The organism is Pseudoxanthomonas sp. 68-E7 (assembly GCF_057773145.1).
Genome location: NZ_JBYMTI010000008.1, coordinates 210,737 through 232,500, shown reverse-complemented (window position 1 = coordinate 232,500; position 21,764 = coordinate 210,737). Strand labels below are relative to the sequence as shown.

13 protein-coding genes, 2 rRNA genes and 2 pseudogenes (1 of these 17 cut by a window edge) are annotated in these 21,764 nt (G+C 67.4%); 13 read left to right on the top strand and 4 right to left on the bottom strand.

Features of this window, described 5'->3' with window-relative positions:
* The 6 genes from AC3DE2_RS18820 to AC3DE2_RS18795 form a co-directional block, all read left to right on the top strand.
* Positions 1-901: ribosomal RNA gene (locus AC3DE2_RS18820) — 23S ribosomal RNA — on the top strand (it extends 1,978 nt beyond the left edge of the window).
* A gap of 122 nt (positions 902-1,023) precedes the next feature.
* Positions 1,024-1,138: ribosomal RNA gene (gene rrf / locus AC3DE2_RS18815) — 5S ribosomal RNA — on the top strand.
* 98 nt (positions 1,139-1,236) lie between these two features.
* Entirely contained in the window at positions 1,237-2,472 is a 1,236-nt protein-coding gene (locus AC3DE2_RS18810) for a dipeptidase (RefSeq protein WP_488427391.1), read from the top strand.
* Positions 2,473-3,058: 586 nt separating this feature from the next.
* A complete protein-coding gene (locus AC3DE2_RS18805) occupies positions 3,059-4,720 on the top strand; it encodes an EAL domain-containing protein (protein ID WP_488427390.1) in 1,662 nt (553 codons plus the stop codon).
* Positions 4,721-4,883: 163 nt separating this feature from the next.
* Positions 4,884-5,762, top strand: a complete 879-nt coding sequence (rpoH, locus tag AC3DE2_RS18800) for an RNA polymerase sigma factor RpoH (protein ID WP_295376964.1) — start codon at positions 4,884-4,886, stop codon at positions 5,760-5,762.
* A gap of 127 nt (positions 5,763-5,889) precedes the next feature.
* On the top strand, positions 5,890-6,357 hold the full coding sequence (locus AC3DE2_RS18795) for a DUF1203 domain-containing protein (RefSeq protein WP_488427389.1): 468 nt from the start codon (positions 5,890-5,892) through the stop codon (positions 6,355-6,357).
* Here the strand turns inward: AC3DE2_RS18795 and AC3DE2_RS18790 are convergent.
* On the bottom strand, positions 6,351-7,619 hold the full coding sequence (locus tag AC3DE2_RS18790; RefSeq protein WP_488427388.1) for an NAD(P)/FAD-dependent oxidoreductase: 1,269 nt from the start codon (positions 7,617-7,619) through the stop codon (positions 6,351-6,353). The genes AC3DE2_RS18795 and AC3DE2_RS18790 overlap by 7 nt on opposite strands.
* Positions 7,620-7,838: 219 nt before the next feature.
* Here AC3DE2_RS18790 and AC3DE2_RS18785 point away from each other — a divergent pair, with 219 nt between their 5' ends.
* The 5 genes from AC3DE2_RS18785 to AC3DE2_RS18765 all read left to right on the top strand — a co-directional run bounded on the left by AC3DE2_RS18785 (position 7,839) and on the right by AC3DE2_RS18765 (position 15,606).
* On the top strand, positions 7,839-8,522 hold the full coding sequence (locus AC3DE2_RS18785) for a response regulator (protein WP_488427387.1): 684 nt from the start codon (positions 7,839-7,841) through the stop codon (positions 8,520-8,522).
* Positions 8,519-10,339 (top strand): sensor histidine kinase, encoded by a 1,821-nt coding sequence (locus tag AC3DE2_RS18780; RefSeq protein ID WP_488427386.1) that lies wholly within the window; start codon positions 8,519-8,521, stop codon positions 10,337-10,339. The genes AC3DE2_RS18785 and AC3DE2_RS18780 overlap by 4 nt, the downstream gene beginning before the upstream one ends.
* A 135-nt stretch (positions 10,340-10,474) precedes the next feature.
* Positions 10,475-11,992 (top strand): YadA-like family protein, encoded by a 1,518-nt coding sequence (locus tag AC3DE2_RS18775; RefSeq protein ID WP_488427385.1) that lies wholly within the window; start codon positions 10,475-10,477, stop codon positions 11,990-11,992.
* Positions 11,993-12,288: 296 nt separating this feature from the next.
* Positions 12,289-12,837 (top strand): ECF-type sigma factor, encoded by a 549-nt coding sequence (locus AC3DE2_RS18770; protein ID WP_488427384.1) that lies wholly within the window; start codon positions 12,289-12,291, stop codon positions 12,835-12,837.
* Between the two features lie 36 nt (positions 12,838-12,873).
* Entirely contained in the window at positions 12,874-15,606 is a 2,733-nt protein-coding gene (locus tag AC3DE2_RS18765; RefSeq protein WP_488427383.1) for a protein kinase domain-containing protein, read from the top strand.
* Between the two features lie 80 nt (positions 15,607-15,686).
* On the opposite strand, the pseudogene AC3DE2_RS18760 reads toward AC3DE2_RS18765, so the two are convergent.
* The 3 genes and pseudogenes from AC3DE2_RS18760 to AC3DE2_RS18750 form a co-directional block, all read right to left on the bottom strand.
* A pseudogene (locus AC3DE2_RS18760) lies at positions 15,687-16,061 on the bottom strand (YadA C-terminal domain-containing protein); the annotation flags it as partial.
* A gap of 105 nt (positions 16,062-16,166) precedes the next feature.
* Positions 16,167-17,297 (bottom strand): annotated as a pseudogene (locus AC3DE2_RS18755) (hypothetical protein); the annotation flags it as partial.
* A 219-nt stretch (positions 17,298-17,516) separates the two neighbouring features.
* The gene (locus AC3DE2_RS18750; protein ID WP_488427382.1) at positions 17,517-19,700 is read right to left on the bottom strand and encodes a primosomal protein N'; all 2,184 of its coding nucleotides are present in this window, start codon (positions 19,698-19,700) and stop codon (positions 17,517-17,519) included.
* A gap of 442 nt (positions 19,701-20,142) precedes the next feature.
* Between AC3DE2_RS18750 and AC3DE2_RS18745 the strand changes: the two genes are divergently transcribed.
* Positions 20,143-21,168 carry a hypothetical protein gene (locus AC3DE2_RS18745; protein ID WP_488427381.1) on the top strand — a complete coding sequence of 342 codons (1,026 nt, stop codon included), beginning with the start codon at positions 20,143-20,145 and terminating at the stop codon, positions 21,166-21,168.
* Positions 21,152-21,757 (top strand): DUF3106 domain-containing protein, encoded by a 606-nt coding sequence (locus tag AC3DE2_RS18740; protein WP_488427380.1) that lies wholly within the window; start codon positions 21,152-21,154, stop codon positions 21,755-21,757. The genes AC3DE2_RS18745 and AC3DE2_RS18740 overlap by 17 nt, the downstream gene beginning before the upstream one ends.
* The last annotated feature ends 7 nt before the right edge of the window (positions 21,758-21,764 follow it).

Genomic DNA, 21,764 nt, shown 5'->3' with positions numbered 1-21,764 from the left:
GAGACTCAGTGAAATTGAAATCGCTGTGAAGATGCAGCGTTCCCGTGGCAAGACGGAAAGACCCCGTGAACCTTTACTATAGCTTTACATTGAACGTTGAGTTCGTCTGTGTAGGATAGGTGGGAGGCTATGAAACCATGGCGCTAGCTGTGGTGGAGCCAACCTTGAAATACCACCCTGATGTGCTTGACGTTCTAACCTAGGCCCGTAATCCGGGTCGGGGACCATGTATGGTGGGTAGTTTGACTGGGGCGGTCTCCTCCCAAAGAGTAACGGAGGAGCTCGAAGGTACGCTCAGCGCGGTCGGACATCGCGCACTGTGTGCAAAGGCATAAGCGTGCTTGACTGCAAGAGCGACGGCTCAAGCAGGTACGAAAGTAGGACTTAGTGATCCGGTGGTTCTGTATGGAAGGGCCATCGCTCAACGGATAAAAGGTACTCCGGGGATAACAGGCTGATACCGCCCAAGAGTTCATATCGACGGCGGTGTTTGGCACCTCGATGTCGGCTCATCACATCCTGGGGCTGTAGTCGGTCCCAAGGGTATGGCTGTTCGCCATTTAAAGTGGTACGCGAGCTGGGTTCAGAACGTCGTGAGACAGTTCGGTCCCTATCTGCCATGGGCGTTGGAAGTTTGAGAGGGGCTGCTCCTAGTACGAGAGGACCGGAGTGGACGAACCTCTGGTGTTCCGGTTGTCACGCCAGTGGCATTGCCGGGTAGCTATGTTCGGAAGCGATAACCGCTGAAAGCATCTAAGCGGGAAGCGCGCCTCAAGATGAGACTTCCCGGGGCACAAGCCCCCTGAAGGAACCATGTAGACTACGTGGTTGATAGGTCAGGTGTGTAAGCGCTGCAAGGCGTTGAGCTAACTGATACTAATGATCCGTGCGGCTTGACCATATAACCTCAAGTGGCCTTGGACTCGACGGCAGCGTCGATGAGAATCCAATGCCCGCTACGTCACAAGACCCTATGTGAGACTGGCGCCTCATCCTTATGGATGGCGACGCTCCAACCGTCTCCCTGGTGAAATTAGCGCTGTGGTCCCACCCGTTCCCATCCCGAACACGGAAGTGAAACGCAGCTGCGCCGATGGTAGTGTGGCCTAAGCCATGCAAGAGTAGGTCATCGCCAGGGGCTTTACCCCTAAAACCCCCAGCCTCAAGGCTGGGGGTTTTTTCTTGCGCGCTGATCGCCAACAATCGGAGTTTCCTAACACATCGGGGATCAGGGGAATGAAGCAACGCGTTCTGGCCATCGCCCTAGGCCTGTCACTGGCGTCGCCGCTGTGTGCGGCAGACAAGGGGCTCACTCCGGCGCAGGCGCGCCAGCTGCATGAATCGGCATTGGTGCTGGATACCCATCTGGATACGCCGGCCAATTTCCAGCGGCCTGGTTGGAGCATCCGTGATCGTCATGACCACGAAGGCGATCAATCCCAGGTGGATCTGCCCCGGATGAAGGAAGGCGGCCTGGATGGAGGTTTCTGGGTCATCTACACCGACCAAGGCGCACGCGACGAGGCCGGGAATCGGGAGGCGCGCGATCACGGTCTGATCCGGTTGACCCAAATCAGGGAGATGCTCGCGGCCAATGCCGCCGATTTCGAATTAGCGTTGAGTGCGGACGACGCCGAACGCATCGCGGCGTCCGGCAAGCGTGTTTCGTTCATCAGCATGGAGAACGCGTCTCCGCTGGCGAGCGATCCCAGCCTGATCGAGCTCTATCACAAGCTCGGTTTGCGGATGCTCGGCATCACCCATGTCAAGAACAACGATTTCGGTGACTCCTCCACCGATGTTACAGGCCCGCAGTGGAACGGCCTGAGCCCCAAGGGCAAGGCGCTGGTGGCGGAAGCCAACCGGCTGGGGCTTATCCTGGATGCGTCACACGCCAGCGATCTGGTGTTCGACCAGTTGCTGGAATACTCGAAGACGCCCATCGTGCTCTCGCACACCAGCGCCGACGCGGTTTTCGATCATCCGCGCAATATCGATGACGCACGCATCCGCAAGCTTGCGGCCAAAGGAGGCGTCATCCATGTCAACGCCTACGGTGGCTACCTGATCTCCATTCCCAAGAATCCCGAGCGCGAATCCGCCCTGGAGGCACTGGCGGAAAAGTATGGCGACGAGAGCAACCGGGACGACGCCAGGATCCAGGCATATCTCAAGGAACGCACCGAGATCGAACAGCGTTATCCCGCACCCAGGGCAACGCTCGAGGACTACATGCGCCATCTGCTGCACATCCTGAAAGTGGCAGGGCCACAACATGTGGGCATCGGCGCGGACTGGGACGGCGGCGGTGGTGTCGCGGGCCTTGAGGATGTCGCGGCACTGCCGAAGATTACCGAGCGTTTGCTGAAAGAGGGCTACTCCGAAGCGGATGTCCGCGCCATCTGGAGCGGAAACCTGTTGCGGGTCATGCGTGCCGTGGAAGCTGCCGCACAGCCGGTACCCAAGTCGTAGGAGTTTCCTGCCGCCGTGTCATGGGATGGCGAGCCCCATGATGCCGCGCACGCTTTCATGCCAGGGCGAGGCCAGCGGAGCGCCGGCCTCGCGCATGCTCGCAAAGTCCAGTGCATGCAGTGGCACAGGATGGGCGACCGACCGCTCGTACAACGCGCACATCCACGGTGGTTCAGACGGCCACCGTCCGAGGCCAGCCGCGATGAGCCGCGCGTTCCGCACCGACGGTTCCCGGCGCTTCGCGCGGCGATGCGGGCTTTCAACCATCAGCGCGAACGACGACACGGTGGGACCATCACCGCCATCGCCGACTTAAGTCACAAGGCACCGTTTCATTTCCGTACCCAAGACAGGAAGGGCCGCAGGGCGCGCGTGGGCCTGACGCCTCTGCTTTCTGCCGTCCATTTCGGAAAGTTCCGATTCCTGCGCGGAATCAGATGGGTGACATTACAGGTCGCGACATGGAAGTCGCGGTCGAATTCCTTCCTGCTCCCGCACAAGGCGACACATCGGTCCCTTGCCATTCCATGGGGGCCTCTGCGCAATCCTGCGCGCGTCCAGATGAAAGCATCACGTCTTTTCACCCATGCATGCCATTCACGCCAAGCTCGAAGCGACTGGCCGCCCGCAGCGGGGCGGTTGGGTTGGTACGCGTGATACCGGTTGCGCAATTGGGCATGGTCTCCACTCGGGCAGGTGGAGGCGTCTCGCGCGTGCGGGGCTTGTCTGGCTGGTGATCCTGATCCCTGGATGGATGGGACTGTCGTTGCTTCAAGACGATGTCCTGCAGACACGCCAGCTAGAAACCTCGCAGGAACAGCGACGCGTGCTGTCGCAACTGGAGATGATGCTCGACGAGGTCCATGCCGCGGCCGTGGCTGCAATGCCGCTTGCCGATGCGCCTTGTGAAAGCGTGCTCGGGGCACTACGCCGGCAGGCTGCCGTGGTTCCACAGGTGCGTTCCCTGCTACTGGCGCGGGATGGCGAGGTCCATTGCGCCAGCCTGTCGGGTGAAAGCGGCGGGGACCTGGGGATGTTCTGGGGTGGCCAGGAAGCATTGGCATTCGTTGCCGGCAGCGCGGTGGCGCCGGAACGTCCGCTCCTGCTTTACCGGTGGCGGCAGGGATCGCAACAGGTGATCGCCGTGGTGGACGCACGGCATGCCTGGCGGGCAGCAATCGGTCGCGACGTTGGCGACAGCGCATGGCGCGTGGCGGGGATGCAGTTGGGGAATGATGGACTTGCACCGTCGCCAACCCGTCCGGACGCGGCAGCGATCGCTTCATCGCGCTATCCCATCGAAATCGTCGCCGATGCGCCAGGCGCGATGCCGCGCCCGCCATGGCGTTCGTTCCACGTTGGTGTCCTGCTGGTGTTGCTCGCCGGTATTCCCGGCGGCTATCTGATTCACCGCCTGATGCCCCGCCGGCAGGGCCGGCACCGCGAATACGAGCGCGCCATCCGGAAAGGCGAGTTCGTTCCCTACTACCAGCCGCTGGTACGTGCCGCGGACATGGAATGGGCAGGTGTGGAAGTACTGGCGCGCTGGCTGCATCCGAATCGGGGCCTGCTGGCGCCCGACAGCTTCATGACTGGCCTGGAACGATCCAGGTTTATCCTGCCCGCGACGGGGTACCTGATGGAGCGGGCCGCCCATGAGCTCGCGGGCATGCTTCCGCAGCTGCCGGTGGGCTTCCATGTTTCCTTCAACATCACGCCTGCGCACTTGGCCGGGCGATGGTTGCCCGAACAGTGTCAGCGCTTTCTGTCTGTCTTTCCGCAAGACAGGATCATCCTGGTCCTGGAGCTGACCGAGCGCGAAGGCGTGGAAGCGGATGAGGACGTGCACGCGGTGCTGGAAGAACTCCGCCGGATGGGCGTGCGGATCGCGCTCGACGATTTCGGGGTGGGGCATTCCAACCTCAGCCATCTCCAGGACCTGCGGGTGGATGGCCTGAAGATCGATCGCGGCTTCATCGCCCGGCTGGGCCCACCCGCCGGCATGACGCCGATCCTGCGGACGATCCTGGAGTTGGCCGAGCGCATGGATCTGGATGTTGTCGCCGAAGGAGTGGAAACCCGGGCACAGGCCGATGCGCTGATCCGGCACGGGGTGACCCTGCTGCAGGGCTACCTGTTCGCCCGGCCGCTGGCGGGCCAGGATCTGCCGTCTGCACTGTCCCGGACGCCACTGCCGCCCGGGGCCCAGCATGTGGATAGCACGCTAAAGGTCAACCAATTGATTTAAAACAAAATTTAAAGTTCTGGTCCTAAGCTGGCCGGGATGTCGGCACTGTTGCCGTTTCCCTTACAGAACCTGAACATCTTTGGTCCATCGTTCCAGATCCGGAATGATGGGGAACTCTTTTACCGGTTAGCAGTCAAACAACCCGACTGCTAAGATGACCCCCATGACCCAGAATGCTCCCGCCACCGCCCTGGTGGCCAACAGCCTCCCCATCCCCAGTGCGCTCGGTTCACTCGAGGCCTATATCGGTGCCGTGCACCAGATTCCGGTGCTGACGGTCGATGACGAGCAGGCGCTGGCCCGTCGCTACCGCGAAGACGAAGACCTGGATGCCGCCCGCGAACTGGTGCACTCGCACCTGCGGTTCGTGGTGCATGTGGCCCGGGGTTACAACGGCTACGGGTTGCCGCTGGGCGACCTGATCCAGGAAGGCAACATCGGCCTGATGAAGGCGGTGAAGCGTTTCGATCCGGACATGGGCGTGCGCCTGGTGAGTTTCGCCGTGCACTGGATCCGTGCCGAGATGCACGAGTTCATCCTGAAGAACTGGCGCATCGTCAAGGTCGCGACCACCAAGGCGCAGCGCAAGCTGTTCTTCAACCTGCGCAAGTCCAAGACCCGCCTGGGCTGGATGAATGCCGAGGAAGTCAGTGCCGTCGCCAAGGACCTCAACGTGTCCGAGCGCGAAGTGCTGGAGATGGAATCGCGCTTGTCCGGACGCGACATCGGTTTCGATGCGCCGGGTGACGAGGACGATGATCATGCCCCGCCGTCGCCCGTGAACTACCTGGTGGCGGGCGACGAGGATCCGTCGCAGGCCTACGAGCGCGCCGACAGCGAGGACAACCAGCTTGAACTGCTGCGCGAGGGCCTGGCCGGCCTGGACCAGCGCTCGCGCGATATCGTCAAGCGCCGTTGGCTGGATGCGGACAGCAAGATCACGCTGCAGGAACTGGCCGATGAGTACGGCGTGTCCGCCGAACGCATCCGCCAGATCGAAGCCAATGCGCTCAAGAAGATGAAGGCGTTGTTCGCCGCCTGAGCGAACGGACCCGACGCAATCCACGACGGCCCCGGAAACGGGGCCGTTTCGTTTTGGGCGCGCAAGAACCGGATGGCGACGCATCCGCACACGGGGGATGCTGCAGGCCCCCTTAGGAGTTTCCGCCATGTCCTACCGCATCACCGGCCTGTCGCCCGACCTGTTCACCCACCTTTGGCCGCTGGATGACGCGGCGCTGGGGCGCCAATCGATGCGGCGTGTCGTTGCCGACAGCGATCGCGGCTTCCCGTGCAGGGTTTCGCTGGACAACGCCCGGGTGGGCGAGGTCCTGCTGCTGTTGCCGTTCCAGCATCATGACGTAGCCGGCCCGTATCGCGCGGGCGGACCGATCTTCGTGCGCGAGCGTGCCGGCGAAGCCGCGGTGTTCGAGAACCGGATACCGGAGTCCTTCCTGCGTCGACTGCTGTCCGTGCGAGCCTACGATGCCGACGGCTGGATGCAGGCCTCCGAGGTCGTGGAGGGTACCCAACTGGTCCAGGCGATCGAAGGCTTCTTCCAGCGCGTCGAGGTGAACTACCTGCACCTGCACAACGCACGCCCCGGTTGCTTCGCGGCGCGCGTGGATCGTCATTGATCCGGTGGTTCTTCCCCGGCGGCGCCGAAGATGATGCGCGCGCCACGCTGGTAGCTCCAGTAAGCCCACGCCCAGTTGAGCAACACGACCAGCCGGTTGCGGAAGCCGATGAGGAAGAACACGTGCGCGGCCAGCCAGAACCACCAGGCCAGCAGGCCGGACAGTTTCAGCCGGCCCAGGTGCACCACGGCCGCCATCCGGCCGATGGTGGCGAGGTTGCCGAAATCCTTGTAGCGGAACGGCGTGGCAGGCTTCCCGGCCAACCGTGACCGTACGGCCGCCGCGATGTGCCGCCCCATCTGCTTGGCCGCGGGAGCCACGCCGGGTACCGGACGCCCGTCGCTCTGCACGGACGCCAGATCGCCACCAACGAAGATCTCGGGATGACCCGGCACGCTGAGGTCGGCCTGCACGATCACGCGTCCGGCCCGATCCAGGGGAACCCCCAGCGAGCGCGCGAGCGGGGACGCGGCGACGCCGGCCGCCCACACCACCGTGCGGGCCGGTACGAAACTGTCGCCCAGTTGATAACCCGTGTCGCTGATGGCGGTGACCGGCACGCCGGTGCTGACTTCCACGCCCAGTTTTTCCAGCTGGCGGCGAGCGCGCCCGGAAAGATCTTCCGGGAATGAAGCCAGGACGCGCGGGCCGGCCTCGATCAGGCGCACGCGCGCCTCGCCCGGATCGATGTTGCGGAACTCGTTCTTCAGCGTATGCCGCGCAATCTCGGCGAGTGTTCCCGCGAGTTCGACACCGGTGGGACCGCCGCCGACGATGGCGAAGTTGAGCCATGCCGCGCGACGGGCGGGGTCGGGCTCGGCTTCGGCGCGCTCGAAAGCGACCAGCAGGTGGCGGCGCAGCCGCAGGGCGTCGTCCAGCGTCTTCAGCCCGGGCGCATGTTGGGCCCATTCGTCGTGGCCGAAGTAGGCATGGGTGGCGCCGGTGGCCAGCAGCAGGTAGTCATAGTCCAGGACGCTGGTGTCACCCAGCCTTAGTTGGCGCGATGACGCATCCACGGCGGTGACTTCCGCCAGGCGCACTTCCACATTGGCCTGGCGGCGCAGGATATGGCGCAGCGGCGCCGCGATGTCGGGCGCCGACAGGCCGGCAGTGGCCACCTGGTAGAGCAGCGGCTGGAAGAGGTGATGGTTGCGGCGGTCGATCAGGGTGATCCGGACGGGCGCCCTGGCCAGTGCCCGTGCCGCCCACAGGCCGGCAAAGCCGCCACCGACAATGACCACATGCGGGCGAGGGGTACTCATCGCGATGCTCCATTGGCATGCGACGAGCCGGAATCCCGCCCGTTGGAAGGCAACGGGAACGTCGATAGGGAAAAAACGACAGTATCCATGCAGCGAATTCTGGCATGGACACGGGCATACGCAAGCGGAAAGCGAGCACCCGTGCAGCACGCGAGTTCTTCAAGGCACGTTAGACTGGGTTGCCGGCGCCATCGAGGCTGCGTCGGCGCAGGGGGAATGATGCAACCACAGCCGATCACACTGGATGCAGTGCTGGTCATCGAGGACGATCCCGGCGTACGCCGCCGGATTTCGCGACTGGTGGCCGCGGTCGCGGAGCCGGAAGCGAGGATCGTGGACGTCGACTGCCTGGCATCCGCGCGTTCCTGCCTGCGGGAACGTCCGTTCGCACTGGCCCTGGTGGATGTGCAATTGCCCGATGGCAGTGGTATCGACCTCATCGCCTGGATGCAGCGGCATGCGGCGGCGACGCAGGCGGTCATCGTGTCCGCGTGGGCGGAGGAGGAAACCATCCTGGCCGGGGTGCGTGCCGGCGCGGTCGGTTACCTGCTGAAGGAACGCGATGACGCCGAGATCCTGATGTCCCTGAAAAGCCTGCGCAGTGGTGGCGCGCCGATCGATCCGATGATCGCGCGCCGCATCCTGGCGTTGTGGCCGGCGGCGACGAAGGCTCCCGCTGCGGCGCTGTCGCGGGAGATCGGAAAGGACGTCTATCTGTCCGAGCGGGAGCACGAGATCCTGGGACTGGTGGCGCAGGGATTCAGCAACCGCGAGATGGCGGAGCTGTTGTCGCTGTCCCGGCTCACCATCGAGTGCCATACCAAGAACATTTACCGCAAGCTCGCGGTCGGATCGCGCACCGCGGCGGTGTTCGAGGCCCGGGCGATGGGACTGCTGCCGTGATCCTGCGGGGATGGGTGATCCTGCTGTGCCTGCTGTGGCCCTGGCTGGCGAACGCGCAAACGCTACCCGCGATCACCATTGATCGCGCCGAGGCGGCGCGATCGGACTGGGAGGCTGCCGCGCCGCCAACCGACAGTTGGGAAGCCGTGCAACTGGTGGACTTCTGGGACGCGCGTTGGCCCGATCACGATGGCGTCGTCTGGTATCGCCTGAAGTGGCAACAAGCCGACACCCGCCAGCCGGTCGGCCTGCTGGTGAATTACATCTGCCTGTCCGGTGCGATCTACGTCAACGGCAATCTGGTCGCGCGCGATCCGGTCCTGGTCGAGCCGCTTTCGCGGGCGTGGGTGGCGCCGTACTACCAGTTGATTCCGGCGGCGCTGCTTCGACAGGGCGAGAACACCTTGCTGGTGCGGGTCTCGGGGCTGGCCGCATACCAGCCGGGATTCGGCACGGTGACGGTCGGCGAGCCCGCCGCGGTGCAGGCACTGTACCGGCAGGAGCGTTTCGCGCGCCACGACATCAAGCTGATCAATGTCGCCATGAGCGTGGTGATGGGGGGCCTGTTCCTGATGCTGTGGTTGTTCCGGCGGCAGGATTCGGTCTACGGCTGGTTCGCGCTGTCGGAGCTGGCGGGATCGCTGTATGGCGCCAATTACATCGTGTCCAGTCCCTGGCCGTTCTCCACCACCGATGGCTGGCAGGCCTTCGTGGCGGCGATGTATCTGGTGACCGGTGCGAGTTACACGTTGTTCCTGTTCCGCTATGCGGAAAAGCGGTTCCCGCGCATCGAGGCGATGATGGCGCTGGCCAGCGTGATCGCCGTGTCGACCGCCCTGCTGGCGCCCGCCTGGATGGGGCCGGCACGCACGCCGTGGATCGTGCTGGGCGGCCTGTTCTTCTACGCCGGCATCGGCTACTTCCTGGTGCAGGCCTGGCGCCGGCGCCGGATTGATTTCCTGGTACTGGCGGCCTGCCTGTTGCTGCCGGTGCTGGTGTCGTTCTATGACTTCGCGCTGTTCTTCGGATGGGTACACAGCGATACCTACCTGCTCAGCCTCACTTCCGTGCTGACCCTGATCGGCATCGGCTTCGTGCTGTCCCATCGCTTCGTCACCGCGATGCGGCGCATCGAGGGATTCAACCAGGAACTGCAACGGGAAGTGTCGGCCGCGACCTCGCGGCTGTCGGAGACGCTGACGCAGCAGCATGCGCTGGAACTGGCGCATGGACGGGCGGGAGAACGGCTGCAACTGGTGCGCGATCTGCACGATGGTTTCGGTGGCACGCTGGTGGGTGCCATCGCCCAACTGGAGAACGCGCCGGAAGAGACGACCAAGGCGCAGATCGTGGGCACGCTGAAAGAGATGCGCGATGATCTGCGGCTGGTGATCGACAGCACGGCCCGGGAGCACGCGGCGCTGGCGGCTCAGTTGGCGCCGCTGCGACACCGCCTGGGCCGATTGCTGGAGACCGCCGATATCGACAGCCGGTGGCAACTGGAAGGATTGGATGGCATCGAACTGGGCCCGGCCCGCAGCCTGGATCTGATGCGGTTGTTGCAGGAGGCGCTGACCAACGTGTTCAAGCACAGCCGGGCCCGCCAGGTGAGCGTCCGCCTGGCCAGGACGGATGACCACCTGCGGTTGCATATCGAGGACGACGGGCAGGGGTTGCGGGAGGAGGGCGACACGCGGATGCGTGGGGCCGGACTGGGCAGCATGCGGGCGCGGGCCCGGCGGCTCGGCGGGCAGCTCCTCATCGACTCGGACACCGGCGGCACCCGGCTGCAGTTGGAGTTTCCGGTACTGGCCTGAGTGGTGCACGCAAGCGGGAGCGGGACTACCTGATTCCGGGGATATCCGGATGCGGGCGACGAAGGCAGGCTCTTGCGCGCCCGGAAGGCAACAGGTCTTCCCGGGGTTCCTGTCAGCCACTCTGGAGCGCATCTCATGGATTCCGTCCGCCCCGCCCGCCGTCGATTGCCGACGGTTTCCGTCCGTGTACCCGGAATCTGTGCTCTGCTTCTGGCCGCGGCGCTGATGGCGCCGATGCCTGCGGCACTCGCGCAGGCAACCGGTGGGACCGGCACCGAGCCCTGTACCCAGAATCCAGGCAGCCAGGACATCGCATGCGGCGCGGGGAGTTCCGCGAGCGGTGCCGGCGAGCCCGGACCCAACCAGTCCGGCTGGACCAGTTCGGCCTGGGGGGCCGGCGGCACCGGCAATACCGCCATCGGCAGCAACGCGCAGGCCGGCGACGGCGGCAATGGGGCGAACGGAACGGCTGGCGGCACTGGGGGGATTGGCGGCGCGGGGGGCTCGCGCAACATCGCCATCGGCGAGAACAGCCAGGCCGGGCTGGGAGGCAATGCCGGCGACGGTTACGCGGGGGGGACGGGGGGTGCCGGCGGCGCTGGCGGCAATGACAACATCGCGTTGGGCAACAACAGCGTGGCCGGGTCGGGGGGGGACGGACCGGACGGGTGCTGCGGTTTCGGGCAAAGGCCGGGTACGGCAGGCACGAACGGCAACACCGCGCTGGGCAACGGGGCCAGCGCCACGGGCGGAAACTCCGTGGCCTTGGGGGCCGGCAGCGACGACGACGGGGCGGCGAATGTCGTCGCGGTAGGGTCCGCGACCTCGCAGCGTCGTGTCATCAATGTCGCGGCGGGTACCGCGGCGAACGATGCTGTCAACGTTTCGCAGATGAACAGCGGCAATGCCGCGACGCTGGCTTCGGCCAATGGCTATGCCGATGCCCGCGAAGCGGCAGTCCGCGCCGACATCGCAACGGGCAGCGCGACCACCCTGGCCGATGCCCAGGCTTATGCGGACACCGCGACCGCGAACGCACTGACCGCTGCCAACAACCACGCCGACGCGGGCGACGTGCAGACATTGAATGCGGCGCGTAGCCACGCCGACGCGGGTGACGTGCAGACGTTGAACGCGGCGCGTAGCCACGCCGACGCGGGCGACGTGCAGACGTTGAATGCGGCGCGTAGCCACGCCGACGCGGGTGACGTGCAGACGTTGAACGCGGCGCGTAGCCACGCCGACGCGGGCGACGCACAGACACTGGACACCGCCAGGAATCATGCCGACGCCGGCGATGCGGCGACGCTCGCTTCCGCGAATGCGTACACCGATGCCCGCTTCTCCGAACTCACCGGGCTGGCGGATGATTTCGAAGCCTTTCGCGGCGACGTGGATCGCCGCATCAACCAGATGGACCGCCGGCTCGACAAGATGGCCGCGATGAGCGGCGCCTATGCCGGCATGGCAATGAACACCGCAGGTCTTGCAGGCAGGAACCGGGTTGGCGTGGGCGTGGGTTCACAAGGCGGCGAACAGGCGATGGCGATCGGCTATCAGCGCGTGGTCGGAAACCGTGCCAGCGTTTCGATTGGCGCGGCATTCGGTGGGGGCGAGAAGAGCGTGTCGGCGGGCGCGGGTTTCAGCTGGTAAGCCAGATTGCGGGGCGATGGGACGCGTCCTGCGGGCGCGCCCTTTCGCCAATCCCGCGGTGAAGCGCCGGCGTATGCATGACCTTCGTGGGTGTCCCGCCGGAATGCCGCGGACAGTTTCGTGATGACGCCCTTGACGCGAATCAGGGCGGTCCCGGGTGAAGAGCGACCACCGGGAACCGGCCGGCCTGTCCGCCGTGGCGGGAAAACCCCGTTGATCCCACCATGCAATACGCCGCGCCGAAGAACTTCGCTACCATGCGCTCGGCCTCCTTGCCGGGCCGCGATGGAGGGGCGATGGGAGACAACCTCACCCGCTTGCTGCAGGGCTGGCGCGCCGGCGATGCGATGGCGCGGGACCGCCTGCTGTCCGACGTCTACGACACGCTGCGCGACATGGCGCGGATGCGCTGGCACCGGCATGGCGCGTGCCACACCCTGCAGCCCACCGCGGTGGTCAACGAAGCGATGATGCGCCTGCTCGATCACGAGATCGACTGGCAGGATCGCGCGCACTTCTTTGCCATGGCGGCGCTGAAGATGCGCGCGGTGATGGTCGATCATGCGCGCGCGCAACTGGCCGAGAAGCGGGGCGGCGAGGTGGCGATGCTCACGCTCTCGCATGCCGAATCGGCCGCGGGGGAGGATGCGTTCGACGTCCTGGCGCTGGACCTGGCGCTGCAGCGCCTGGCCCGCAGGGACCCGCGGGCGGCCCAGGGCCTGGAAATGGCCTATTTCGGCGGCATGGAACGTGACGAAATCGCCTGTGTGCTGGGGGTCTCCGCCTCTACCATCGATCGCGATCTGAAGGTGGCCAAGGCCTGGTTGCGCAAGGAACTGGCCTGATCGGCCACGCGTTCCTGGGGGGAGACGATGGAATCCGTGCACTGGGAGTCTTTGCGGCACCTGTTCGAATCCGTCTGCGATCTGCCGCCTTCCCGATGGCGTGAGGAGCTGGAGCGCGTCAGCGACGACCCGGTGCTGATCGAAGAGGCGATGGCGATGCTGCAGGCGCGCACCGCCAGTTTCGAGCGGGCGCTGGAGCCGCTGCGCGATCTGCTGAGTGCCTCGCCGGAACCCGAGCTCAACGTGGGCGAGCGCATCGGTCCCTGGCGCCTGGTGCGGCGGCTGGCCAGTGGCGGCATGGGCACGGTGTTCGTCGCCGAACGCGATGACGAATCGTTCCGGCAGTGCGTGGCGATCAAGCTGCTGCGCAGCGCGCTGGCCGATCCCGCGCTGGTGCAGCGGCTCATCGCCGAGCGCCAGATCCTGGCCGATCTCAGGCATGCCAACATCGCGCGGTTGTACGATGGTGGCACCACCCCGGCGGGACAGCCCTATCTGGTGATGGAGTATGTCGAGGGTGTGGCGCTGGATGCGTATTGCCAGGCGCACGGCCTCGATCTGGATGCGCGCATCAACCTGTTCCTGAAGGTCTGCGAGGCGGTGCAGGCCGCGCACCGGCAACTGGTGGTCCACTGCGATCTCAAACCCAGCAACGTGCTCGTTCGTGCCGACGGTGAACCGGTACTGCTGGATTTCGGCATCGCCCGCTGGATGGGCGCCGGCGGCGAGGAGGCGGCCGGGTTCTGCACGCCGGCGTACGCCAGCCCGGAGCTGCGCAGCGGCAGCGCACCGGTGAATACCGCGAGCGACGTGTTCAGCCTGGGCGTGCTGCTGGCGGAACTGCTGGCGGGCAGGCGCATCGAGCGGGGCCTCCAGGATGCGTTCCAGCCCATCGCGGCGCCGAGTGAAGCCGCGGCGGCGGATTGCCCCTGGCGCCGCCATCTGCGCGGGGATCTCGACGCCATCGTGGCGCGCGCCTGCGCGATCGAACCGGCGTCGCGATACCCCTCGGTGGAAGCATTGGCGGGCGATCTGCAGCGCCACCGCAGCTACCATCCGATCACCGCGCGCGCGGCGACGTTTCCCTACCGCCTGCGTTGCTGGGGGCGCCGTCATTGGCGCGCGGTCGCGCTGGCGGGCGCGGCATCCGTTGTTGCGATGGCCTTCGTCGGTCGGCTGGAGGTCGAGCGCGCGCGCGCCGAGCGCGAAGCCGCGACCGCCGAGCAGGTCAGTGACTTCCTGGTGGATACGTTCAATGCCGCGGACCCGCGCATGCGCGGGGCGAAGGGCACGGAGGAGCCGACCGCACGCAACGTGCTGGACGTGGGGGTCGCCAAGGTGGACGCCGAACTGGCGCAGAGCCCGGCGGTACTGGCGCGCATGCGCCTGGTGCTGGGCCGCGCCTATGCCAACCTGGGCGAGCGGAAGCGGGCCGAAGCCATGCTCAGGCAGGCTGGCGACGCCTTGCAGCAGCCGTCGATCGGGCGCCCGGATCTGGCCGCGCAGGCCTACAGCCATCTTTCCACGCTGATGAGCAACCAGATGCGCGCCGACGACGCGCTGGCGGCCGCCGAGCGTTCGCTGGCGTTGCGGACGGCGCACGATCGCACGCCGGCGGCGCTCGCCGATGCCTACAACGTGCTGGGGCTGGCGAAGAAGACGGCGGTGGATTTTCCCGGCGCCCAGGCCGCCTACGCGCAGGCGCTGAAGCTGCACCTGCAGGTGTACGGTCCGGACTCGCTGGAAACCGCCGGCCTGCTGCACAACATGGCGCTGCTGTATCGCACCGAAGGTGATGCCGACGCGGCCGAGTCCCACTATCGCCGTGCCCTGGCGATCAAGGTGCGGAAGGCGCCGCGCAGCGTGACCCTGCACACCAGCCGGCAGGGATTGGCGATGGTGCTGGCCTCGCGTGGCCGCTTCACCGAAGCGGCGCAGCTGCTGCGCGAGAACGTGGCGCTGGCCGAGGCGCTGATTGGCCGCGAGAGCGAACGCGTCGCCGATACCGAAATGAAACTGGCGATGGTGTTGCAGCAATCCGGCGATTACATCGGCGCCGGCCACCACTATCGCGAGGCCCTGGGGATCACCGAGCGGGTGCTGGGCAGGGACAGCATCGACTACGCGGTGGTGGCCAGCCAGTTGGCCACGCTGGAGGAACAACGCGGCGATCTGGCCGCGGCCGAGCCGCTGTATCGCATCGCCACCGAGATCCGGCGCGCGCGTCGCCCTGCCGGTGATCGCACCCGTGTCCGCAACGAGGTCTACTGGGCGCGGGTGTTGGCACGGATGGGGCGGATGCCGGAAGCCAGCGCGCTGATGGAACGCGCGCTGCCCGCCTGGCAGGGATTCTTCAGCGCCGACAGCGATTCACCGGAGCGGATAAACACGCGGCTGGTCCAAGCCGAATGGCTGTTGCGGAAGGGGCGCTGGGACGAAGCACGGGCATCTCTGCCGGAGGTCCCGGCCGACAATCCTTCCGCGGCGCTGGAACGGCAGTCGCTGCTGGCCGAGATTGCCAGCCGGCGTGGCGCGCCGGAAGCGTTGGCCGAGTGGAAACGCGCGGTGGCGATGTCGGCCGGATTCACCGGCGCGGACAGCGCGGTGACCGCGCAACTGCGCGTGCCGTACGCGGAGGCGCTGCTGGCGTCGGGCGATCTCGCCAACGCGCGGCGCGAGCTGGCCAGCGCCGAGGCGCCGTTGCGGCGACAGCTCAGCCCGCACGCGGAGGAGTTGCGGCGGATCGCGGCGGCGCGGGCGCGCCTGTGACCTCCGGTGCACGACGCGCGTTGCGTCGTGCACCATGAAGGCCTTTCGGAAACGAGCGCCATGGGGCCAGCCGCATGGCGTCAGAGATCGACGCCGAAACCGATGCCGGCGGACTTCTCGCTGCCGCTGAAGGCACCTCCCAGCGAGAATGACGCGCGCTGGCCGATACGGCGGCCGTAGCCGACCGACAACGCCTGCTCGCCGCCCTGGAAGCCCGCGCCCACGGCGACGCGTCCACGCGGACTCTGCGAGCCGGCGGCGTTGATGGCCATGTTGAGCATGGCCGAGCCCATCGCTCCCTGGCGATCGATGCGGCGATCCTGGTGCTGCAGCCTGCGATCGATGTTGTCGAAACGATCGTTGATCGTGCCTGCATCCAGGCCCACCAACTGCGCGATCCGGTTGTCGGTGTAGGCGTTGGCCGCCGACAGCGTTTCGGCATCGCCGGCTTCCATGTCGTCGCGGATGGCGGCCTCGCGGTTGTCGGTATAGGCGTTGGCGGCGGTGCCGCCGGTGGCCACCGCGGTGTCGGTGTAGGCATTGGCCGTCGCCAGGGTAGCCTGCAACTGCGACAGGTTGACCGCGTCGGTGGCGCCGGTGCCGGCGGCCACGTTGACGATGCGGCGCTCGCCGCCGACGCTGCCGATCGAGACGGTGTTGGCCTGATCGGCGATCGAACCCGTACCCAACGCCACGGCGTTGTCGCCCTGCGTCGTGACCATGCTGTGCGCGCCCAGCGCGGTGCCGTTCTGGGCATGGATGGCCGAGCCGGCGCCGAACGCGCTGGTCGATTCCGCATTGGCCTTGGCGCCGGCACCGAACGCGCTGCTGTCGAGCGCGGCGGCCTCGGTGGATTCCTCGTTCTGGCGGATACCATCGCCGTTGACGTCGCGCCAGCCGCCCACCGCGGTACCGTTTTCGCCGCCGGCTTCGCTGTTCTCGCCAATGGCGATCGCGCTGCGGCCGAGCGCCGTGGCGAACGTGCCGACCGCCGCGCTGCCCGCGCCGCCGGCGCGGCTCGAATAACCCACTGCCGTGCTGTCTTCGCCATCGGCGTAGCTGTGCGCGCCCAATGCGGTGCTGTCGCCCCCCGTCGATTCGGCATAGCGGCCTATGGCGGTGCCGCCATCAGCGGTGGCGCGGCTGGCCCAGCCGACCGCGATGCTATGGCCGCCGGAGGCATCGCCCAGAACACCGATGGCGGACTCGCCGCTGGCGTCGCCGGCGATGGCCAGGCTGCCTCGGCCAGACGCGGTGGCATTGCCACCCAGCGCGGTGGCGAAATCGTTGGTTGCCTGCGCCGAGGCACCGACCGCGGTGGCGCGCTGGCCGCTGGCGATGGTGATCTCATCCAGTCCCACCAGGCCGTCGTTGTTGAGATCGCGCCAAGTGCCGAGGGCGGTGCTGCCGAAGCCGGTGGCGAGGGCGCTGGTGCCCAGCGCGGTGCTCTCGAAGGTGGCCACGCTGCTGGTGCCCAGCGCGACGCCGCCGATGGACGCGTTGGCATTGGTGCCGCAGGCCAACGAGTTGTTGCCGGGAGCCGCCGCGCCCGCGCCGTCCTCGCCGGCGGTGGCCAGATCGCAGACATCGCCGGCCCAGGCCGGCGACGTGATCAGCAGGGACAGGACCAGCGCCAGCGGACGCAGGCGCGGGCGGGCGGGAAAAACGGAAGCAGGTTGCGGGGCTTGCATGGACGCATCTCCAGGAAGGGTAGGGAAAGCCGCGCGCCGGGGTGGTTTCCGGGCGTGTCTGGTTCCCAACCGCGCTCCGTGGCGGCCGAGCGTCATTTTTTTCCGGAGGACGCCGGGGCGCGGGCGACCATGCCTGGGTTTGTGCCTCACCGATTGCATGAGGCAAGCCGGGAAGCGCCCACTGTGCCGCACGCAGGGCGACGCCGGACGGGTCTTCCCTCAGTACAAATCCAGTGGATCCACGTCCAGCGACCAGCGCACCCGGCGCGCTTCCGGCGAGGCGTATAGCTGCGGAATGGCGGCATCGAGCAGCCGGTGCAGCAGGCGCCGCTCCGGCGAGGACAGCACCAGCTGCACGCGGTGGTAGCCGGCGCGGCGCGGCATCGGCGCGGGCAGCGGGCCGTGCATGTCCAGCTTCGGATCGTGATCGCGCAGCACCTGCCGCGCCGCGAGCAGGAATGCCTGTGCCACATCGACCTGCTGGGCTTCCGCGCGCAGCAGAGCCAGGTGGGCGAACGGCGGGAAGCCGGCCGCCTCGCGCTGCGCCAGCTCGGCTTCGGCGAAGGCGTGGTAGCCGCCCTGGATGAGCGTGTTGAGCAGCGGATGGTCCGGATGATGCGTCTGCAGCCAGACTTCGCCGGGCTTGTCGGCGCGTCCGGCGCGTCCGGCGACCTGGATCAGTTGCTGGGCCAGTCGCTCGCCGGCGCGGAAGTCGGCGGAGAAGAGGCCCTCGTCGATGCCGACCACCGCCACCAGGGTCAGGTGCGGCAGGTCATGGCCCTTGGCCAGGATCTGGGTGCCGACCAGGATGCCGGGTTGCTCGCCGAGCGTGTCCAGGTGCCTGGCGAGCGCGTCGCGTCGCTGGGTGGTGCTGCGATCGATGCGCAGCACGGGTACATCGGAAAAGGCGGCGACCAGATGCTCTTCGAGGCGTTCGGTGCCGATGCCCTGCGGCTGCAACGCCAGGCCGCCGCAATCGGGACAGGCCAGCGGCGCCGGCTGGCGCGCGCCACAGTGATGGCATTGCAGGCGGCGGCCACCGGCGTGCACCGTCATCGGTGCGTCGCAGCGCTTGCAGTGCGCGCTCCAGCCGCAGTCGTGGCACAAGAGCACCGGTGCGTAGCCGCGGCGGTTCTTGAACACCAGCACCTGGCCGCCGGCTTCGAGCGCCTGGCGGATGGCCTGCTGCAGTTCGCGCGAGAGGCCGGCCTCCAACGGACGCTTGCGGACGTCGAGCACGCGCACGCGCGGGGGCTGCGCGGCGCCGGCGCGACGCCGCAGGCGCAGGTGCCGGTAACGGCCGCCGTGGGCGTTGTGCAGGGTTTCCAGCGAGGGCGTGGCGCTGCCGAGGATGATCGGCACGTCCAGCGCCTTGGCCCGTACCAGGGCGAAGTCGCGGGCGTGATAGCGGATGCCGTCCTGTTGCTTGTAACTGCCGTCGTGCTCTTCGTCGACGATGATCAGGCCGGCTTCCGGCAACGGCGTGAATACTGCCGAGCGCGTGCCCACGATCACCCGCGCCTCGCCGCGCGCGCATGCGCCCCAGGTGCGCGCGCGTTCGTTGTCGTTGAGGCCGGAATGCAGGACGTGGACCGGCACGCCCAGGCGGGTCCGGAAGCGTGCCAGCGTCTGCGGGGTCAGTCCGATCTCGGGCACCAGCACCAGCGCCTGCCGGCCGCGGGCGAGGCAGGCGGCGATGGCACCCAGATAGACCTCGGTCTTGCCGCTGCCGGTGACGCCATCGAGCAGGAACGGGACGAAGCCGCGGGCGGCGGCCAGCGCTTCGGCGGCAGCCTGCTGTTCCTCGTTGAGTGCCGGACCCGGGCGCGGCACGGCTTCCCCGGCACCGGCCGGCGCCGGGATCCGTTCGGCCAGTTGCCGCGTGGCCAGCGCGCGCGCGGCCTCGCGCCAACGCTCCATGCGCGCCGCGAGCTGATCCTCCGATTGCGGGCCGGCGGCCAGGTATTCCGCCAGTTGCCGGGGTCGACTGCCGGCACGCAGCCGCGCCAGACCGGTAAGGCCGGCCTCGGTCAGTTGCCATTGCCAGGCCTGTTCCGCGTCGGGTACGGGCTCGCCCTGGCGCAGGGGCGCGGGCAGGGCCGTGGCGAAGGTTTCGCCCAGGGGCGCGTGGGTGTAGCGGGCCAGCCAGCGCAGCGAGTCCAGCAGTTCGCCGTGCAGCAGCGGGGAGGCATCCAGCCATTCCTGCGCGGCCTTCAATTCGACGGCTTCGGCGGATGCGCCGGTCCCGGCCACCCAACCCACCAGTTCGCGACCTCCGAAGGGCACACGCACGCGCCGGCCCACGTCGCCGGCCGAGACGACCGAGCCCGCAGGCGGGTGGTAGTCGAACAACCGGGGCAGTGGAACGGGCAGGGCGACGCGGAGAACGACGGGTGGCGACATCGGCTCCAGTGTAGCGAGCCGGTCAAGCCACGCGGCGGGGTGGGGGTTGCGGGATCAATCTGTCAAAAAAATGACGAAGATCACGCAAGTGCAGGTGAGCTAAAGAGATTCCAGCTTATCCACACAAGCTGTGGATAAATCTGTGCATGTCGCCAATGCTCCACGCGCCGATGACCCATTTTCAGGCCTCCCGTGGTGGTTGGTGAAAAAAACGCCAAAACAATATTCTTCTTTTGAATCAATAATTTAATTGTGAAACCAAGCTGAAATGTGACGGCTGGCCACACCGGCCCGCACGATCGTGACACCCGCGTGACTGCTGTGCACAACGCAAATCCGCGAAAGCCTTGCGGCGCTTGGGAGAGCAGGATTCCAAGCAGTGTCAAGCGCACGGAATCACGTTGGCGACCGCTATGATTCGAGGTGATGAGCCCGCGCTTCCATGACTGATCCGTCGCCGTCCGCCGCCCCGGCGCCCCCCGCCCTGGCCGCTTTCCTGCGTGGCGTCGAGCGCCGGAGCGCCCTGTTCGCCCAGTTGCAGTGCGGAGACGCCGAACACGGCGATGTCGCCCTGGCGACCGCGATGCGGGCGTTCTCGGAACAGGCTCCCGGACTGCCGATGGCGGACTGGCCGCGCGGCTTCTGGCAGCGCCTGATGGCGTCCCCGGTCCTGCACCGGGCTCCCGCCGCGGCGCATTGGCCGGAGCCGCTGGCGCACCTCGGTACGCTGGCGCCGGAGGATCGCCGCGCGCTCCTGAGCCGCCTGGCGGCGGGCTTGCCGGAGGATGAAGCGGTCGAGGTGCTGGGCATCGATCTGACCCATTACCGCGCGTCGCTGGCGGCGGCCTGCCCGCTGGATGCGACCGGGCAGCCCGACCCCATCGGTTGGCGGGCGCTGGCCGACGCGATCCAGCAGCAGATGCGCGAGCTTCCGCCGGAGCGGATGGCGCGGTTGGCGCGGCTGCGCGAGCGCGCACTGCGGCCGGAGCCGGCAGCGCCGCGGCCATCGCGCACCCCACCCGTTCCCGTATCGGGCGGACGCGCGCCCCGGAAGGCAGCGTCCACGCCGGGCCGATGGCGGCGCTGGGCGGTGGTGGCCATCGTGCTGGCATGCGCGGGTGGGCTGGCGGTGACCTTTTTCGCACCACCGGCCTGGTGGGGACGGATGGGCGGTACGCTGGAACAGGTCGGCGAGACCGGCTTGGGGTTGGCCGAGGAACCCGACATCCGCAGCGAAGCATTGGCGCCGGCCGATGCGCCGGCGGCCTCGGTCGCGGCGGAGGACGCCCTGCCGCTGCATCCGGATCTGGACCTGCTGCTGGACCCGGAAAGCGAATCGCTGTCGGGCGAGGCCGCGTTCCTGGCCTGGTACCTGGCGGGCCGCAGCCAGCCCTTGCCGGCGGACCCGGCAACCACCGCCGCCGATGCGGCGGCCATCGGGGAGGAAGGCCGTGACACGACGTTCTGAGTGCCTTGCGCTGGCCCTGGCCGTGTTCGCCGTCTGCGCGGCCTGGTGGGCCCATGCGCTGCCGCCCGGGGTGGAAACCGTGTTGGCGGACAGCCGCGCGCGCTGGTCCGCGCTTTCCGGGCCACAGCGTGCGCAGGTCGCCGCGCGTGCGCAGGCGTGGGATGCGTTGGCGCCGATGGAACGGGCGCGCCAGCGAGGCCGGTACCAGTCCTGGCGCGCACTGGACGAAAGCCAGCGCGCGCAACTGCGCGCGGCGGCGCAGGCATTCGCCGCCCTGCCCCCGGAAGAACAGGCACGCCTGCGCACGCTGTACGCCCAGCAGGATGTCTCGCAGCAGCATGGCTGGGAACTAGGCCCCGAACTGGGGGCGGACTGGCCACGCCTGCAACCGCTGTTCGCCTACGTGCCCGAGGATCAGCGCGCGATGCTGCTGGCCCTGTTGCGGCAATCGGATGCGACGCAGCGCGATGATCTCGCCGCGCTGGCGCAGCGCATTCCCCCGCAGGAGCGCGCGTCGTTCCTGCAGGCGTTGCTGAAGACCGAACCTGCGCGCCGTGGCGATTGGCTGCATCGGCGGCGGAGCCAATAGCCTGCGG

What these genes read in the sequence shown, in the direction of transcription:
- AC3DE2_RS18810 (WP_488427391.1), top strand. Translation starts at nt 1,237, where the DNA reads ATGAAGCAACGCGTTCTGGCCATCGCCCTAGGCCTGTCACTGGCGTCG.
- AC3DE2_RS18805 (WP_488427390.1), top strand. Translation starts at nt 3,059, where the DNA reads ATGCATGCCATTCACGCCAAGCTCGAAGCGACTGGCCGCCCGCAGCGG.
- rpoH (WP_295376964.1), top strand. Translation starts at nt 4,884, where the DNA reads ATGACCCAGAATGCTCCCGCCACCGCCCTGGTGGCCAACAGCCTCCCC.
- AC3DE2_RS18795 (WP_488427389.1), top strand. Translation starts at nt 5,890, where the DNA reads ATGTCCTACCGCATCACCGGCCTGTCGCCCGACCTGTTCACCCACCTT.
- AC3DE2_RS18790 (WP_488427388.1), bottom strand. Translation starts at nt 7,619, where the DNA reads ATGAGTACCCCTCGCCCGCATGTGGTCATTGTCGGTGGCGGCTTTGCC.
- AC3DE2_RS18785 (WP_488427387.1), top strand. Translation starts at nt 7,839, where the DNA reads ATGCAACCACAGCCGATCACACTGGATGCAGTGCTGGTCATCGAGGAC.
- AC3DE2_RS18775 (WP_488427385.1), top strand. Translation starts at nt 10,475, where the DNA reads ATGGATTCCGTCCGCCCCGCCCGCCGTCGATTGCCGACGGTTTCCGTC.
- AC3DE2_RS18770 (WP_488427384.1), top strand. Translation starts at nt 12,289, where the DNA reads ATGGGAGACAACCTCACCCGCTTGCTGCAGGGCTGGCGCGCCGGCGAT.
- AC3DE2_RS18750 (WP_488427382.1), bottom strand. Translation starts at nt 19,700, where the DNA reads ATGTCGCCACCCGTCGTTCTCCGCGTCGCCCTGCCCGTTCCACTGCCC.
- AC3DE2_RS18745 (WP_488427381.1), top strand. Translation starts at nt 20,143, where the DNA reads ATGACTGATCCGTCGCCGTCCGCCGCCCCGGCGCCCCCCGCCCTGGCC.